The sequence below is a fragment of the Sphaerisporangium flaviroseum genome, assembly GCF_039537005.1.
Taxonomy (GTDB): domain Bacteria; phylum Actinomycetota; class Actinomycetes; order Streptosporangiales; family Streptosporangiaceae; genus Sphaerisporangium; species Sphaerisporangium flaviroseum.
In genome coordinates this window covers 148315-161599 of the sequence record NZ_BAAAZR010000009.1, presented here as the reverse complement: position 1 = coordinate 161599, position 13285 = coordinate 148315, and the positions used below count along the sequence as shown (strand labels likewise).

General features: G+C 72.5%; 11 protein-coding genes. All 11 read right to left on the bottom strand.

The window, feature by feature from the left end; genetic code table 11:
* Positions 1-116: 116 nt before the first annotated feature.
* Entirely contained in the window at positions 117-380 is a 264-nt protein-coding gene (locus ABD810_RS20160; protein ID WP_344942290.1) for an acyl carrier protein, read from the bottom strand.
* Positions 373-2253 carry an HAD-IIIC family phosphatase gene (locus ABD810_RS20155; protein WP_344942288.1) on the bottom strand — a complete coding sequence of 627 codons (1881 nt, stop codon included), beginning with the start codon at positions 2251-2253 and terminating at the stop codon, positions 373-375. The genes ABD810_RS20160 and ABD810_RS20155 overlap by 8 nt, the downstream gene beginning before the upstream one ends.
* Positions 2250-3290: a 3-oxoacyl-ACP synthase III family protein gene (locus ABD810_RS20150; protein WP_344942285.1), complete on the bottom strand. Its 1041-nt coding sequence runs from the start codon at positions 3288-3290 to the stop codon at positions 2250-2252. Before ABD810_RS20150 ends, ABD810_RS20155 begins: the two co-directional genes overlap by 4 nt.
* Entirely contained in the window at positions 3287-4768 is a 1482-nt protein-coding gene (locus tag ABD810_RS20145; RefSeq protein WP_344942282.1) for a lysine N(6)-hydroxylase/L-ornithine N(5)-oxygenase family protein, read from the bottom strand. The genes ABD810_RS20150 and ABD810_RS20145 overlap by 4 nt, the downstream gene beginning before the upstream one ends.
* Before the next feature lie 74 nt (positions 4769-4842).
* Positions 4843-5394: a GNAT family N-acetyltransferase gene (locus tag ABD810_RS20140; protein ID WP_344942278.1), complete on the bottom strand. Its 552-nt coding sequence runs from the start codon at positions 5392-5394 to the stop codon at positions 4843-4845.
* 9 nt (positions 5395-5403) lie between these two features.
* Positions 5404-6684: an MFS transporter gene (locus ABD810_RS20135; protein WP_344942275.1), complete on the bottom strand. Its 1281-nt coding sequence runs from the start codon at positions 6682-6684 to the stop codon at positions 5404-5406.
* Between the two features lie 9 nt (positions 6685-6693).
* Positions 6694-6960: a hypothetical protein gene (locus tag ABD810_RS20130; RefSeq protein WP_344942272.1), complete on the bottom strand. Its 267-nt coding sequence runs from the start codon at positions 6958-6960 to the stop codon at positions 6694-6696.
* The gene (locus ABD810_RS20125) at positions 6957-7169 is read right to left on the bottom strand and encodes an MbtH family protein (RefSeq protein WP_344942270.1); all 213 of its coding nucleotides are present in this window, start codon (positions 7167-7169) and stop codon (positions 6957-6959) included. Before ABD810_RS20125 ends, ABD810_RS20130 begins: the two co-directional genes overlap by 4 nt.
* Positions 7162-7581, bottom strand: coding sequence for a hypothetical protein (locus ABD810_RS20120; RefSeq protein WP_344942268.1), 420 nt, complete (start codon positions 7579-7581; stop codon positions 7162-7164). The genes ABD810_RS20125 and ABD810_RS20120 overlap by 8 nt, the downstream gene beginning before the upstream one ends.
* Positions 7578-10187 (bottom strand): penicillin acylase family protein, encoded by a 2610-nt coding sequence (locus tag ABD810_RS20115; protein WP_344942266.1) that lies wholly within the window; start codon positions 10185-10187, stop codon positions 7578-7580. Before ABD810_RS20115 ends, ABD810_RS20120 begins: the two co-directional genes overlap by 4 nt.
* Positions 10188-10260: 73 nt before the next feature.
* Positions 10261-13278: a condensation domain-containing protein gene (locus ABD810_RS20110; RefSeq protein WP_344942264.1), complete on the bottom strand. Its 3018-nt coding sequence runs from the start codon at positions 13276-13278 to the stop codon at positions 10261-10263.
* Positions 13279-13285: the final 7 nt, after the last annotated feature.

Sequence of the window (13285 nt, the reverse complement as noted above, 5' to 3'; positions counted from 1 at the left end):
AAGACTCTATCGGCAACCACCCGCCATACCGTGCTTTCTAAAGTGATTGTTAGAGGGACGAAATGCCCTCCTGATCGGTGGGAAACCTCTGACAGAACGCCAGAGACGTTGTCAATTCAGTGTTCAGGGATGAGGGACGGCTCGGCGCCGCTCGCCCTCGCGATGGCGTCGAGCAGCCCGCCGACGGTCTCGATGGCGAAGTACTCCCGCAGGTCGAGTGCGATGCCCCACCGCTGCTCGATCAGGGTGAGCAGGCGCAGGGCGGTCATGCTGCTCCAGTTCCCCAGAGCCTCGAACCTGGAGTCGGCGGTGATCGGCCGGTCCTGCTCCCTGGTCACCAGGACGATCAGCCGGGTGAGCCCGGCGAGCGTGTCATGCATGGACGGTGTCCTCCTCGTTGATCAGTTCCACCCACGCCGGCAGCAGCCGGGGACGCGGGGTCAGCGGCAGCGCCAGCCTGTCGTCGCCGGCCCGCCGGAACCCCGCGGCGTGGTAGAACTCCCCCGCCTGGTGGTTGCGGCCGCTGGGCCGGAAGTCGGCCTCGATCGTGCTCACCCCCTCGGCGAGCGCGCGGTCGATCACGCCCTGCAGCGCGGCGTACTCGACGCCGCGGGCGAGCACCCGGCAGCTCATCACGAAGTTCTCGATCAGCCAGCGGCCGGGGCGCCTGGCGATCCAGACGCCCCCGACGATCCCCTCGGCCGCGAAGTCGTCCGCGACCTCGAAGCCGAGCAGGAGGTGGTCCGGCGAGCAGGCGAACGCCCTGGTGCCGGCCTCTGAATGCGCGCCCTTGACCGTCGTGAACTGGTTGGCGCGCAGACCGAGCTGGGTCAGCCGGGGCACGCTGTAGTCGTCGGCGCGTCGCAGGGTCACTCGCAGCCCGAGGCTGTGCAGGTAGTCCTCCGCCGAGGTGAACGACTCGGCGGATCGCCGCCTGTCGGCCCGTGCCCGGTACAGGCCGGTGCGGTCCCTGTCGCCCGCCGTGGTGGCGAGCACGGCGAAGTGGTCGTGCTCAAGGAGCCGCGCCGCGTGCGTGGCGGGATCTCCCGACAGGCGCACGACCGCGACCTCGGGCAGTGCGTGCCGGACGAGGTCGCACTCGAAACGGCTGTCGTCGGCGAACACGAAGGAGTCCAGGCCGAGGCCGAGGCTCTCGGCGGCGAGACGCAGGTTGCCGTCCTTGGGCCGCCAGTCGACCATGCGCATGACGAAGTCCTCGGCCCGCAGCAGCATGCCGGGGTGGCCGGCGAGCACCTGGTCCACCAGGTCGGCGTCGTTCTTGCTGGCCACGGCGAGCAGCACACCCTGCCGCCGCAACGACCTCACCCTGCGCTGCAGCTCGACATAGGCGTTCCCGGGGTAGAGGGGACCGAGCTGGATCCCGCCCGGCCCGTCGTCGCCGACGATGCCGCCCCACAGCGTGTCGTCCAGGTCGAGCACCAGCACCTTGCGCGACAGCCCGGCGACCGCGCGGCAGAACGCGGCCGCCTCCCGGGCGTACAACGCCTCCACGCCCGGCGACCACGCCATCCCGGCGAACCGATGGAGCCGGTCGTCACGCAGGGCGCCGGGATGGCCGGTCAGCAGCGACTCGAAGTCCAGGACGTGGACCGAAGCGTGCCGCTCGGGCATCTCCAGCATGGCGCCGTTGAGCTCGCGCCAGACGCGTCCCAGCGCCGCCCGGTCCCGGTAGGAGATCACCGAGCGTTGCTCGGCCCGCGACAGCGGAACGGTGTGCGACAGCACCGTACCGGGCGAGCGCCCGGTGAAGCCGCCGATGGCCCGTTCGAGCGTCGCCAGCCGCCGGTGCAGCGGCTCGCGCAACGACGCCGGCTCGGCCGGATCCCAGTCGTCCGGCAGCAGCGCCTCGTCGTGCAGGAGCAGCAGGGTCACGTCCGGCCGGAACGCGGCGAGGCCGGAGCCGGGGTCGGCGAGCTGCACCTCGGCCTGGTCGAACGGGCAGACGTGCAGCTCGGCCGCGATCCCCGCGCGCAGCAGGAAGAGACGGAGCAGCGGAGCCACCGACTCCGCCGTGAAGGTCGCGGCGACCGCCACCCTCAGCGGACGCGGCGGGCGGTCCGCGTCGCACACCAGGTGGGCGGGCACGTCCGCGAGCAGCCTGCCCGCCTCCACCAGGACGGACGTACCGTCCGGCGTGTCGAGGCCGTCGAGCGCGGCCAGCACCGCGGGGTCGGGAGCGGCATCCGGCCGGGTGAGCAGGGTGAGCCGCTCCAACACCTCGTCGGGACTCATCGGAGCTCCTCGGCAGTGGGCTGGACGCGGAGCAGGGTGCAGGACCAGTGCATGCCGCTGCTCATGCTCGTCAGCGCGACCAGGTCGCCGGGGACCAGCTCGCCGGACGCCAGGAGCCGGTCGAGCCCGAATATCTGGTCGGCGCAGCCGAGATGGCCGTGGTCGAGGGCCAGTTCGGCGTTGGTCCGCCCGATCGGCACGCCCAGCTCCCCGGCCAGGTCGGTGAGCGCCTTGAGGTTGTCGTTGAGATGGATGACCCTGGTGACGGATTCGGGCGTCACCCCCGCGCGCTTGCAGGCCCGTTCCAGCACTTCCCGGTTGCGCCGGAGCGCCATCCGGGCGAAGTCGAACATCGCCGCGACGTCCCCCTCGAAGAACTCCTCCAGCCGGTCGAACGGATCGGAGACCCGGACCGGCCCGGCGAGCGCCTGGGTGAACGGGCTGGCGGCGCCCCCGATGTCGAGCCGGTAGAAGCCGGCGTACCGGCCGTCGGTGATCGTCTCGGTGGTCAGCCACCGGCACCCGCCGGCGCCACGGCGGACGAGCGCGGCGGCGGCCCCGTCGCCGTTGACGCACGTGTTGGCGGACATGCGGTTGGAGTACTCCTCGCAGACCCGGTTCGCTCCGATGATCAACGCCGTGTCGTAGTCGTCGTGGGTGGCGAACCTGCCCGCGACCGTGTCGAAGGCGGTGACCCCGCCGCCGCAGGCCTGGTTGACGAGCACCGCCTCGGCCCGGTGCGCCTCCAGCCTGGCCTGCACCGACGCGGCCGCATCCCAGTAGAGGTACTCGGCGATGTCGGACATCGCCAGCACGATGAGGTCCACTTCCGCGGCCGGCGTGCCGGTGCGGGCCAGCACGTCCTGCCCCGCCCGTACCGCCAGGTCGGTGAGGCCGACGCCGGTCTCGGCGCGGTGGAAGGTGCGGTAGCCCCAGCCGCGGACGGTGCGGAGGTCCTCGACGTAGCCGGGGGCGGCCGCCATGACCGGTGTCGGCTCGCCGAGCGCGTGGCCCGTGGCGACGATCCCGAACGTCACGAGCCCTCCTCGGTGAGCCACTGCCGCAGGCCCGCCCTGACCTCGGACGAGGCCAGCTCCCCGGGAGGATGGCGGGCCGCCGCGGCGTGTCCGGGGATCAGGCGCTCACCGTTGCGGCCCGCCTTCGCGCTCGGCAGGCGATCGGCGACCGGCGCGCGACCGGCCGCCGACGCGCGGGCGGCGATCGACCGGGTGATCTCCGCGGAGCGTACGGCGATGGTGGACAGCAGCCCCGAGCTGATGCCGTGGGTGTGCTCGGTCGGGCCCTGGAGGTAGATGCCGCAGTCGACGCCGTCGACGGTCTCGACCCGGTAGTCGCGGGTGACCCGGGGCCTGCCCTGGTCGTCTCGCAGGCAGTACTCCCCCATCTCGCCGAGCAGGCCGAAGACGTCCGCCTCCCGGTAGCCGGTGGCGTAGATGACCACGTCCGCGTCGAGGACGTCGATCTCCCCCGTCGGCAGCGACTCCACGGCCACGCGCACCCCCGACGCCGTCTCACGGGCCTCCACGACCCGGGAGAGGTTGAGCATGCGGAGCCGGTGGTGGCCGTTGACCTTCTCCTGGTAGGAACGCCGGTAGAGCTCGTCGATGAGCTCCACGTCCACCACCGAGTAGTTGGTGTTGCGGTGGTAGCCGAACAGCGTGCGTTTGACCTCCTCCCGGGCTCCGTAGTAGGTGTCCACGGCCTCGGGGTCGAAGACGCGGTTGGCGAACGCGCTGTCGTCGGCCGGGCTGTAGCCGTAACGGGCGAACACCGAGCACACCTCCGTGTGCGTGAAGACGCGGTGCACGTACTCCACGGCCTCGGCCGCGCTCTGTCCCGCGCCGATGACGACGACGCGCCGTGGCCGGCCTCCGGGCATGGCCTGGATCCGCGACAGCAGCTCGTCGCTGTGCCAGATCCGCTCCGAGGCGGTCACCCCGGGCGGGAGCACCGGCTGGAGGCCCGTGGCCACCACGACGCTGCGCGCGCGCCGCACGCGCAGCTCGCCGTGAGGTCCTCCCGTTCGCACGGACACCTCTAGTGAGCGGATCCTCCCGCCGGTGGGCACGGGACGGACGTCGACCACCTCGGAGTCGTAGTCGACCAGGTGGGGGAAGTGGCCGGCGACCCACTCCAGGTAGTCGTTGAACTCGACCCGCGAGGGGAACAGGCTCTTGTGGTTGATGAAGTCGACGAGCCTTCCCTTGGCGTGCAGGTAGGACAGGAAGCTGAACTCGCTGGACGGCTTGCGCATCGTGACCAGGTCCTTGAGGAAGGACACCTGGACGGTCGCCCCGTCGATGAGCATGTCGCGGTGCCATCCGAACCGCTTCTGCTTCTCGAAGAAGATCGCGGCGATCCGGTCGCCCGTGGGGGCGTCATCGTTGTGCTCAGCCAGCGCGACCGCCAGTCCCAGGTTCGACGGTCCGAACCCTATCCCGGCGACCTCGCACATCCTGGACGGTTCACTTGACGTCAGGTCGGACACGTTCACCCGTTCTCACTCCAGTTCTCAGTCGAGGTGCGCCACCCTGGGTCCATCCGGAGGCCGGCGACCCGTGGTGGCGGCTACGACCGCGGCCTGATCATCAGCGCCGCCGTCTTGTGCGGGAATTCGACCTCGCCCTCCCGGTGGAAACCCGCGTTTCCGAACGCTCGCAGGGAGGGCGTGTTGGTCACGTTGGGCTCGGCCACCACCCGCTCGCACGCCGGGTCGGCGGCCAGCAGGCCGTCGGCGACCGCTTTCAGTAGCCGGCTTCCGAGCCCGTGGCCGGTGTCGGCGACGTCGCCGATGGCCACATGGACACCGAGGTCGTAAGGCATCGACGCGTACCGGGAGGCCAGGCGGTCGCGCAGGACACGGTAGATCTCGACATAGGCCACGGCCCTGTCCTCGTGGTAGACCACGCACGGCAGCGAGTGGTCGCTCGCCAGCTGGCCGGCCAGCTCGGCCTCCCATTTCTCCAGGCTCCACGCCTGGTCCCAGGCCGTGGCCACGTGGGGCTCGTTCATCCAGCGCCACACCATGGCCACGTCATCGCCCGTCGGCGACACCGCCCGGATCCGCCACGGCGCCCGGAGCGCGGGCAGCGGGGGCGGCCCTACCGGCGACTGCTTCATCTGTCCTCCTCATGCCTCTCGCACCGCGCGCTGGGTGATCCCGATGACCGAGACCACGAGCACGCCGAGCCCACCGGCCACGAACGCCGCCTCCACCCCCAGGCCCGTCACGATCAGCCCGATGACGGCCGCCGAGATCGGGAAGGCCGCGATCGTGACGGAGGTGAACGCCGCCATCACCCGTCCGCGTACCGCGGGCGGGGCGATCCGTTGCAGAAGGGTCAGCGCGATGATGCTCAGCGCGCCGGCGACCAGGCCGAGCACGGCCGTCGAGATCATCAGGGCGGCCAGGCCGGGCAGGCGGGTGAGGGCCAGCAGCGCCAGTCCGTCGAGGACGACCAGGCCGACCGCGAGGTAGCCGGGCCGTGACACCTTCCAGGCCGGCCCCGCGGCCAGCGTGCCGGCCAGCAGCCCGGCCCCGTGGGCGCTGAGCAGCAGCCCGAACACCTGCCGGCCGTCGGAGAACTCCTGGTCGACGAAGACCGGCAGGGCCACGCTCACCAGGCCGGCCGACGTCAGCTGCAGGGCGCCCGCCATCATCAAGATGGCCTGGAACAGCCTGGACCCGCGCGCGAACGACCAGAACCCCGAGCGGGCGTCGTCCTGACCGCCGCCCCGCGGTTCCGGCTCCGTGGTGCCGGGCGCGCCGAGGGCCCGCTCGCGCCGGCCGCTCATCTTCAGCAGCGTTCCCGCCGAGATGAGGAACGTCAGCGCGTTCACCGCGAGGACCGCCGCCGGTGCCGTCGAGGCCATCGCGATCCCGCCCACGAGGGGGCCGGCCACCACCGCGACGACGATCACCGCCTCGCTGACCGCGTTGCCCGAGGCGAGTTCCTCCTCCGGCAGCAGGGCGGGCATGACCGCCCAGTAGGCCGGCAGGAACAGGCCCTCCAGCGCGCCGAGGACGGCCACCCCGATGCCGAGCCACAGGAGCCCCTGACCGCCCGAGCCGATCAGCGCGATCAGCCCGGCCAGCACCGCCGCCCGGGCCAGGTCGGACACCAGCATGACCGATCGGGGGCTCCACCGGTCCGACAGCATGCCGCCGATGGGCGAGCCCACGACGCGGCCCACCCCGAGCATCGTCAGGATCAGCGCGAGGTCGCCCGCGTCCCCGTCGCGCAGCACGATGAAGGGCAGCGCCACGAGGAACGCCATGTCGCCGAAGGTCGAGAGCATCTGGCCGGAGACCAGCCATCTGAAGTCCCGGTGCCGGAGCGGGGCCAGCAGACCCCGCGCCGGCAGGGGTGGACGAGGTGCGTCGGCGACCTGCTGGGCCGGTTCGCTCACGGCACGCCCTCAGCCCGTGACGGGCTCGGGGAGCCCCGCCTGCGCCGGCCTGAACCCCAGGACGTCCGAGCAGAACTCGTGCCAGCCCTCTCCCCCATCGGCGAGCAGCGGCTCGCCGCCGGGGAACGGCTCGGCGGTCACCGAGTGGTCGTCCCAGAGGTAGACGATCTCGTACGCCTCCGCGCCCTCGGGCGGGACGGCGGACGCCACCGCCTGGGCGAAGCGCGGCGAGGCCAGCAGCCGGCCCGTCTCGTACGCCCGGCAGTACCTGATCACGACGTCTCACCGTCCATGTGCCGGCGCAGGCTGAGCGGGCGCATGTCGGTCCACGTGCGCTCGATGTGGTCAAGGCACGTCTGCTTGTCGCCGACGACGCCGACCTCGGTCCAGCCGTCGGGACGCGCCTGGTCGGCCGGCCAGATCGAGTACTGCTCCTCGTGGTTGATCACGACGGTGAACTGCTGGGTCATGGTGCTCTCAGACATGTTGGTCCTTCCTTTCTTCGAGGGGTTCGGTCACGGGCTCCACATCGGCCACGCCTGTTGCACGGATGCCGGCGCCGGCGCGCCTGACGGCCGCGCCGAGCCACGCGCCCGCCACCGCCAGGAGCACGATGTAGACGAGCGTGGCGGCGACGACGGCCCAGCCGAGGCCCCGGGTGTTGAGCGCGATCGCCCCGGTGAGGTCGGCGACGTCGAGCGTGCGGGCCCCGCCCTGCCAGACCAGCGAGGCGGCCCCCGCCATGAGCGTGCCGGCGAGCATGGCCGTGAAGGCGGCCCTTCCCGGTACGGCGGCGGCCACCGCGAGGCCGGTGAGGGGGATCACCCACCACCAGCCCAGTGACAGCGCGATGAGGTCGACCGCGAGGGTCGCCACGAGGATCGGCCAGCGGTTCACGGCGTCGCCTTCCATTTCACGGTGGAGATCTTCTCGGCGGCCGCCCCTTCGACGACCGGCCACGATCGGCCCTTCATCCACAGCGAGATCCCGTTGCCGTACCACGGCGACATCGGGTTCTCGCTCTGGCCTCCCGCTATCACCGTCTCGGCCTTGCCGGTCCCCCAGTCGATGGAGAAACGCATGGTCGCGCCGGCGGTGGCGAGGTTGCTGAGGGGGTTGCCCTTCGCGTCGTCCCGGGTGCCCACCGAGGCGTTGATGGTGCGCGGGTTGCCGCCCCACGGATAGGGACCGATGTCGAGCGCGGACAGGCCGGCCAGGGAGGGGAACAGCACCGACTGGTAGGTGCCGTACCTCCACTTGGCGAAGTCCTCTCCGTACTTGCCGACGGTGCGCTTCACGCTCTGGCGGAAGGCCTCGCGCAGCACGTCCGTGGCGTTGCGCTTGGTGCCGTCGGGCAGCGAGAAGAAGGGGTTGTCCCGGTCCTTCTGGACCCATGACGTCACGGTTCCGCGCAGCGTCTCGTTGGCCCAGGCTCCGGCGTCGGGGTTCCTCGGCAGCAGCGCCTGGTCCGGGTCCTGCGCCAGGCGGTGGTGGGTCCACCAGGGCTGGAAGGTCACCCAGGAGAGCCGGTTCTTGAACGAGTCGAAGAACGCCGGCTGCGGCGCGTCGGGGGTCGCGTTGTAGTCCCAGCGGGCCAGCAGGTCGGCGACGCGCCGCTCCACCGGGGTGAGCTGGACGCCCTTCAGCGCGTCCAGCAGCAGCGGGACGAGCTGGCGGGCGTGGTTGTCGTGCCAGTCGGTCTGGAGCTGGGCGGACTCCGTCAGGCTCAGCTTGGCGTCCTGCGCGAGCCGCAACACGATCTCGCCGTCCCGCCACCCGCGTTCCACGTAGTTGTAGGAGGTGGAGTACTGGTAGGGATAGTCGCCGGTGGTCTCTCGCTGGTTGGCGGACACGATGTAGCCTTCGGGCGGATTGACCGACGAGGGCAGCGCGTCGAACGCGATCGAGCCCGCGATGTCCGCCGAGCCGTCGCCCGGCAGCGGCAGCGCCGGGTCGTGCCCGGTCACCTGGGGCGCGACGCCCACGTTGAGCATCGCGATGTTCCCCTTGGCGTCCGCGTAGGCGAAGTTCAGCGCGGGGGTGGCCCAGCCGCGCAGGGAGTCACGGAACCCGTCGAGGCCCTTCGCCCGCAACAGGTTCATGACGCCGCGCAGGTTCTCGCTCGGCAGCGTTCCGGCCCACCACACCGAGATGGGCCGCCCCTCGACCTGCAGTATCGGGCCGTGCGCCGTGAGCCGGACCTTGTGGTCGACCGCCGCCTGCCCCCGGACCTTGATCGGTTCGGCCAGCGTGGTCTCCCGGCGCCAGCCGCCCTTCCAGTAGTACTGGCCGGGCCGGGCGGGGTCGGTCTTCTCCAGGTAGTACAGCGTCGTCGGGCGCTGGGACGCGGTGAGTCCCCAGCTGAAGTGGTCGGTCTTCCCCAGCAGGGGAAGCGGGAGCCCCGGGGTGGTGGCGCCGGAGAAGTGGTAGCCGGGGCTGGTTCCCTCGATCTGGTACCAGACGGAGGGCAGACTGTGAGGCAGGTGCGGGTCGGCGGACAGGATCGGCGCGCCCGACTCGGTCCTGCTGCCCGCGACGACCCAGGCGTTGCTGTTGCCCATCGCGTGGACCGCGCCCTCCGGCAGGTTCCCGAGCCTCTCGCGCAGTGGCTCCATGCTCTTGGCCAGGCCGGCGGCGCGCACGGGCACGGGCTTGGACTCGCCCGCGGCGACCGGCTTCGGGGTCGCGGCGAGATCGTCGGGGAACGCGCTGATGGGCAGGGGCGCGAGGGGCAGCTTCTTGAACGGGCCCTTGTCGTAGGGCTGCTGCTTGTTGGCGGGAACGGCGGGGAACCACTCGTCGAAGATCTTCTGCCCGAGCGCCTCCCGGGCGTAGGAGAACCTCACCGCCTGGTCGTCGAAGCTGATCTTCTGCCCGACGAGTCGCTGGACCACGAGGCTGTCCACCGGGGTCCATTCGGCCGGCTCGTACCCGAGCACCTTGAACAGGGTCGGCAGCCGGCCGCTCCGGGTGAGCCCGCCGATGGCGTCGTTGGCTCCCGCGCTGTAGGCGAGCAGCATGGCCCGTACCGGGTCACCGGCCGGCAGCGCCGCCCAGTCGCGCTCCGCGGCGCGCCGCAGGCCGAGGTCGCGCTCGAACCGATCGGATTCCAGTGCCTGCGGCCCGATCACCTCGGACAGCTCGCCGCGTCCCTGCCGCCGGGTCAGGTCCATCTGGGACAGGCGGAAGCGCGCGTGCACGTAGCCGATGGCACGGAACAGGTCCTCGTCGTTCTCGGCGCGGACGTGGGGCAGGCCGCTGTCCTCGAACGACACGGTGACCGGCTTCGCCAGCCCGGAAAGGGCGATGTCCTCGGACTCGGCCCGGCCGGCGTCGGCGGCGAGCCGCCACACCCCGCTGCCGGGGTTGACGGCGTCTCCCAGCGCGGGCAGGCCCGCCACGCCCACGAAGGACGGGACGAGCACGGCGACCGCGAGGAGCAGGCCGCCCGCCAGGTCCAGGCCCCGCCGTATCCGGCGAGGGGGCTTGCGCGGCATGGTCATGACATTCCTTCCGCCCGGTCCGCTCCGGCCTCCTGTGGGCACCAAGCGGTGTCATCGGTCAAGGGTCGTCGCATCAGTCGTGCCTGCTTTCGTGGGTTGGGCCGGTGGAGATCTCCTCCGGGCCGGCCGTGGCGCGCCGGGTCCGCACCCGGGCGGCCAGGCCCGCGGCTGTGCTGTCCCTGAACAGGTCGCGCAGCCCTGGCCGGTACCCGGTCGCCTGCTCTATGTCGAGCGCCAGCTTCATCGCCGACATGGAGCTGCCGCCGTGCTCGAAGAAGTCGTCGGTGACGCCGAGTCCCGGCTTGTCCAGCACGCGGCGCACGCAGCCGAGGACCAGCGATTCCAGGGCGTCGTGGGGCGCCACGCGCTCGCCCGGCGCTCGCTCGGCGGCCGGCGCGGGCGGCTCGATGCGGCCTCCCCGCTCCGGGGCCGTACGCTCGGCGGCGCCGGTGAGGGACACCGATCCGCCGGACGTGACCCGCGCCGCCTCCCCGGTGCGGAACAGCCGCCGGCCCGGCGCGAAGGGTGAGGGCGGGAACCGTTCGGCGGTCAGCGCCGGCCGCCCGAGGTATCCGTCGGCGACGCCGGTCCCGCCGATGTAGAGCTCCCCGGCGACCCCGGCGGGCACCGGCCGCATCCGCGGGTCGAGGACGAACAGCTCGGTGTTGGCGACCGGCCGCCCGGCACCGCGCTCGCCGGCCCCGGGGCTGGAGCGGTGTCCGGCGGTCCGCGGCGGTGCGGTGCCGTGCTCGTCGGCCTCTGGCGGGGTCGCCCCGGACGGGGCGACCATCGACACCGGCGCTCCCGCCGGGCCGTACAGGGTGGAGACCTCCAGATCGGTGAGCGGTACGTCCCCGCAGGACCAGATGCGCAACGGCCGTACGGGCCGCCATCCGGAGTCCAGCAGCATCCGCCAGGTCTCCGGGGCCGCCCCGGCCACCGTCGCCCCGCACTCCTCGATCAGCTTCGCCAGCGACATGGGGTCGGCCGCCTGCGCCTCGGTGGCCACCACCACGCGCGCTCCGGCCAGCAGCGGGGCGAGCAGCTCCGGCAGCGAGCCGGCGAGCGTCAGCGGTGTCGCCGCGAGCACCACGTCCTGTGCCGCCAGCCCCGGTTCCGCGACGATCGACGACAGCGCGTTCACCACCGCCTCGTGCGGCACCAGCAGGCCCGGCGGTCCGGACGGGTAGGCGACATACGCGCGGTCCCGCCCTGAGAGGCCCGCCGGGAGGGTGCGGCCCGCCTCCTCCCGGCGGGCCCGTCCTGGAAGGTCCGCCGGAAGGGCCCGGCCCGTCTCCTCCGCCGGTACGTCCTCCAGGTGGAGGGTCTCCAGGCCGGGCGCCGTGAGCCCGGCGGCCGCCTCCGCGCAGGTGAGCAGGAGCCGCATCCCGCAGTCCGCGGCGACGAGGCGCAGCCGTCCGGCGGGGGGCCGGGCTTCCAGCGGCACGCAGGACGCGCCCGCCAGCCACACGCCCAGCAGCGCCGGCACCACCATCGGCGAGCGCGGCAGCATGATCCCCACCGCGTCGCCGCGCCGTACCCCGCGGGCCACGAGCGCCGCGGCCACCCGGCGGGCGACCTCCTCCACCCGCGCGTACGACAGCGACCGCTGTGGCCGTTCCCCGCCCGCGACCGCGACCCGGCCGCTCGGCCTGCCGGCCAGGACGACCTCGGCCGCCGAGCCTTCCGGCACCGCCGCCGAGGGCCCCGATCCCGCCTCGCGCAACCACGCCCGCTCGGCCGCGGAGACCACGTCCGCGCCGGCCACGGGCGCCTCGGGATCGGCCTCGGCCAGCCAGGCGAGGACGGTCCCCACCCTCTCCACCAGCCGCTGGGCGCTCTCCCGCTCGAACACGTCCCGGCTGAACTCCAGGTCGAGCAGGAGCCCGGAGCCCTCACGGTGCACGTCGAGGGTCAGGTCGTACTTCGACAGGCCCGGCTCAGGGTTCTCCCCGGTGACCTCGACGCCGGGCCAGCTCAGGTCGTGCTTCAGCGTGTCCTGCCCGTTCAGCATCACCTGGAAGACGGGGGTGCGTGACAGGTCCCGCTCCGGCTGCAGGTGCTCCACCAGGCGCTCGAAAGGCAGATCCTGATGGGCGAACGCGTCCAGGCACGTACGGCGCACCCGCGCGAGCAGCTCGCCGGCGGCGGGGTCGCCCGACAGGTCCACCCGCAGGGGGACGACGTCGATGAAGCAGCCGACGAGGCCCTCGGTCTCGGGCCGGGACCGGCCCGCGGTCGCCGTGCCGACGACCACATCCGGCCGGCCCGACATCCGGGAGAGCACGATGCCGTAGGCGGCGAGCACCACCATGAAGAGGCTCGCGCCGTGGGCCTGGGCCACCTGCTCCAGCCGGGCGGCGAGCGGTTCGGCCAGGCCGTGCCGGACCCGGCCCCCCTGATAGGACGGATCGGGCGGGCGCGGGTGGTCGGTGGGCAGCTCGATCGCCGCCGGGGCCCCGACGAGCACGCCGGACCAGTGCTCCAGCTCCTCGCGCAACCCCTCTCCCGACAGCCGGTCGCGCTGCCACAGCGCGAAGTCCCCGTACTGCACGGGCAGCTCCGGCAGCTCGGGAGGCAGCCCGTCACACCAGGCCGAGTAGGCGATCGACAGCTCTCTGGCCAGCACGCCCAGGGACCAGCCGTCGCAGACGATGTGGTGGATCACCAGGAGCAGCACATGCTCCTCGGGGCTGACCCGCACCACCACCACGCGCAGCGGCGGCGCCGACCACAGGTCGAACGGCCGGCGGACCACCTCCAGCTTGACCCTGGCGAGCTCCCGCTCCCGGTGCCCGTCCGGGAGCCCGGAGAGGTCGACCAGGGTCGGCGAGATCGTCCAGGATTCCGCGACCACCTGGACCTGCGAGTCCCGCTCGAACCGGGTCCTGAGCGCTTCGTGGCGGTCCACGACGTGCTGGAAGGCGGCGACCAGCGCGTCTGTACGCAGGGCGCCGTCAAGCCGCAAGGTGATCGGCATGTTGTAGGCGGCGTTGGCCGGATCGAGCTGTTCGAGGAACCACAGCCGGGCCTGCTGGAACGACAGGGGGAACAGGTACTCCTCCCCCATGTACGGCTCTGCCTCGCTCATCGTGGCC

Coding starts and splice junctions, on each gene's coding strand:
- ABD810_RS20160 (WP_344942290.1), bottom strand. CDS start 380: ATGCATGACACGCTCGCCGGGCTCACCCGGCTGATCGTCCTGGTGACC.
- ABD810_RS20155 (WP_344942288.1), bottom strand. CDS start 2,253: ATGAGTCCCGACGAGGTGTTGGAGCGGCTCACCCTGCTCACCCGGCCG.
- ABD810_RS20140 (WP_344942278.1), bottom strand. CDS start 5,394: ATGAAGCAGTCGCCGGTAGGGCCGCCCCCGCTGCCCGCGCTCCGGGCG.
- ABD810_RS20125 (WP_344942270.1), bottom strand. CDS start 7,169: ATGTCTGAGAGCACCATGACCCAGCAGTTCACCGTCGTGATCAACCAC.
- ABD810_RS20115 (WP_344942266.1), bottom strand. CDS start 10,187: ATGACCATGCCGCGCAAGCCCCCTCGCCGGATACGGCGGGGCCTGGAC.
- ABD810_RS20110 (WP_344942264.1), bottom strand. CDS start 13,278: ATGAGCGAGGCAGAGCCGTACATGGGGGAGGAGTACCTGTTCCCCCTG.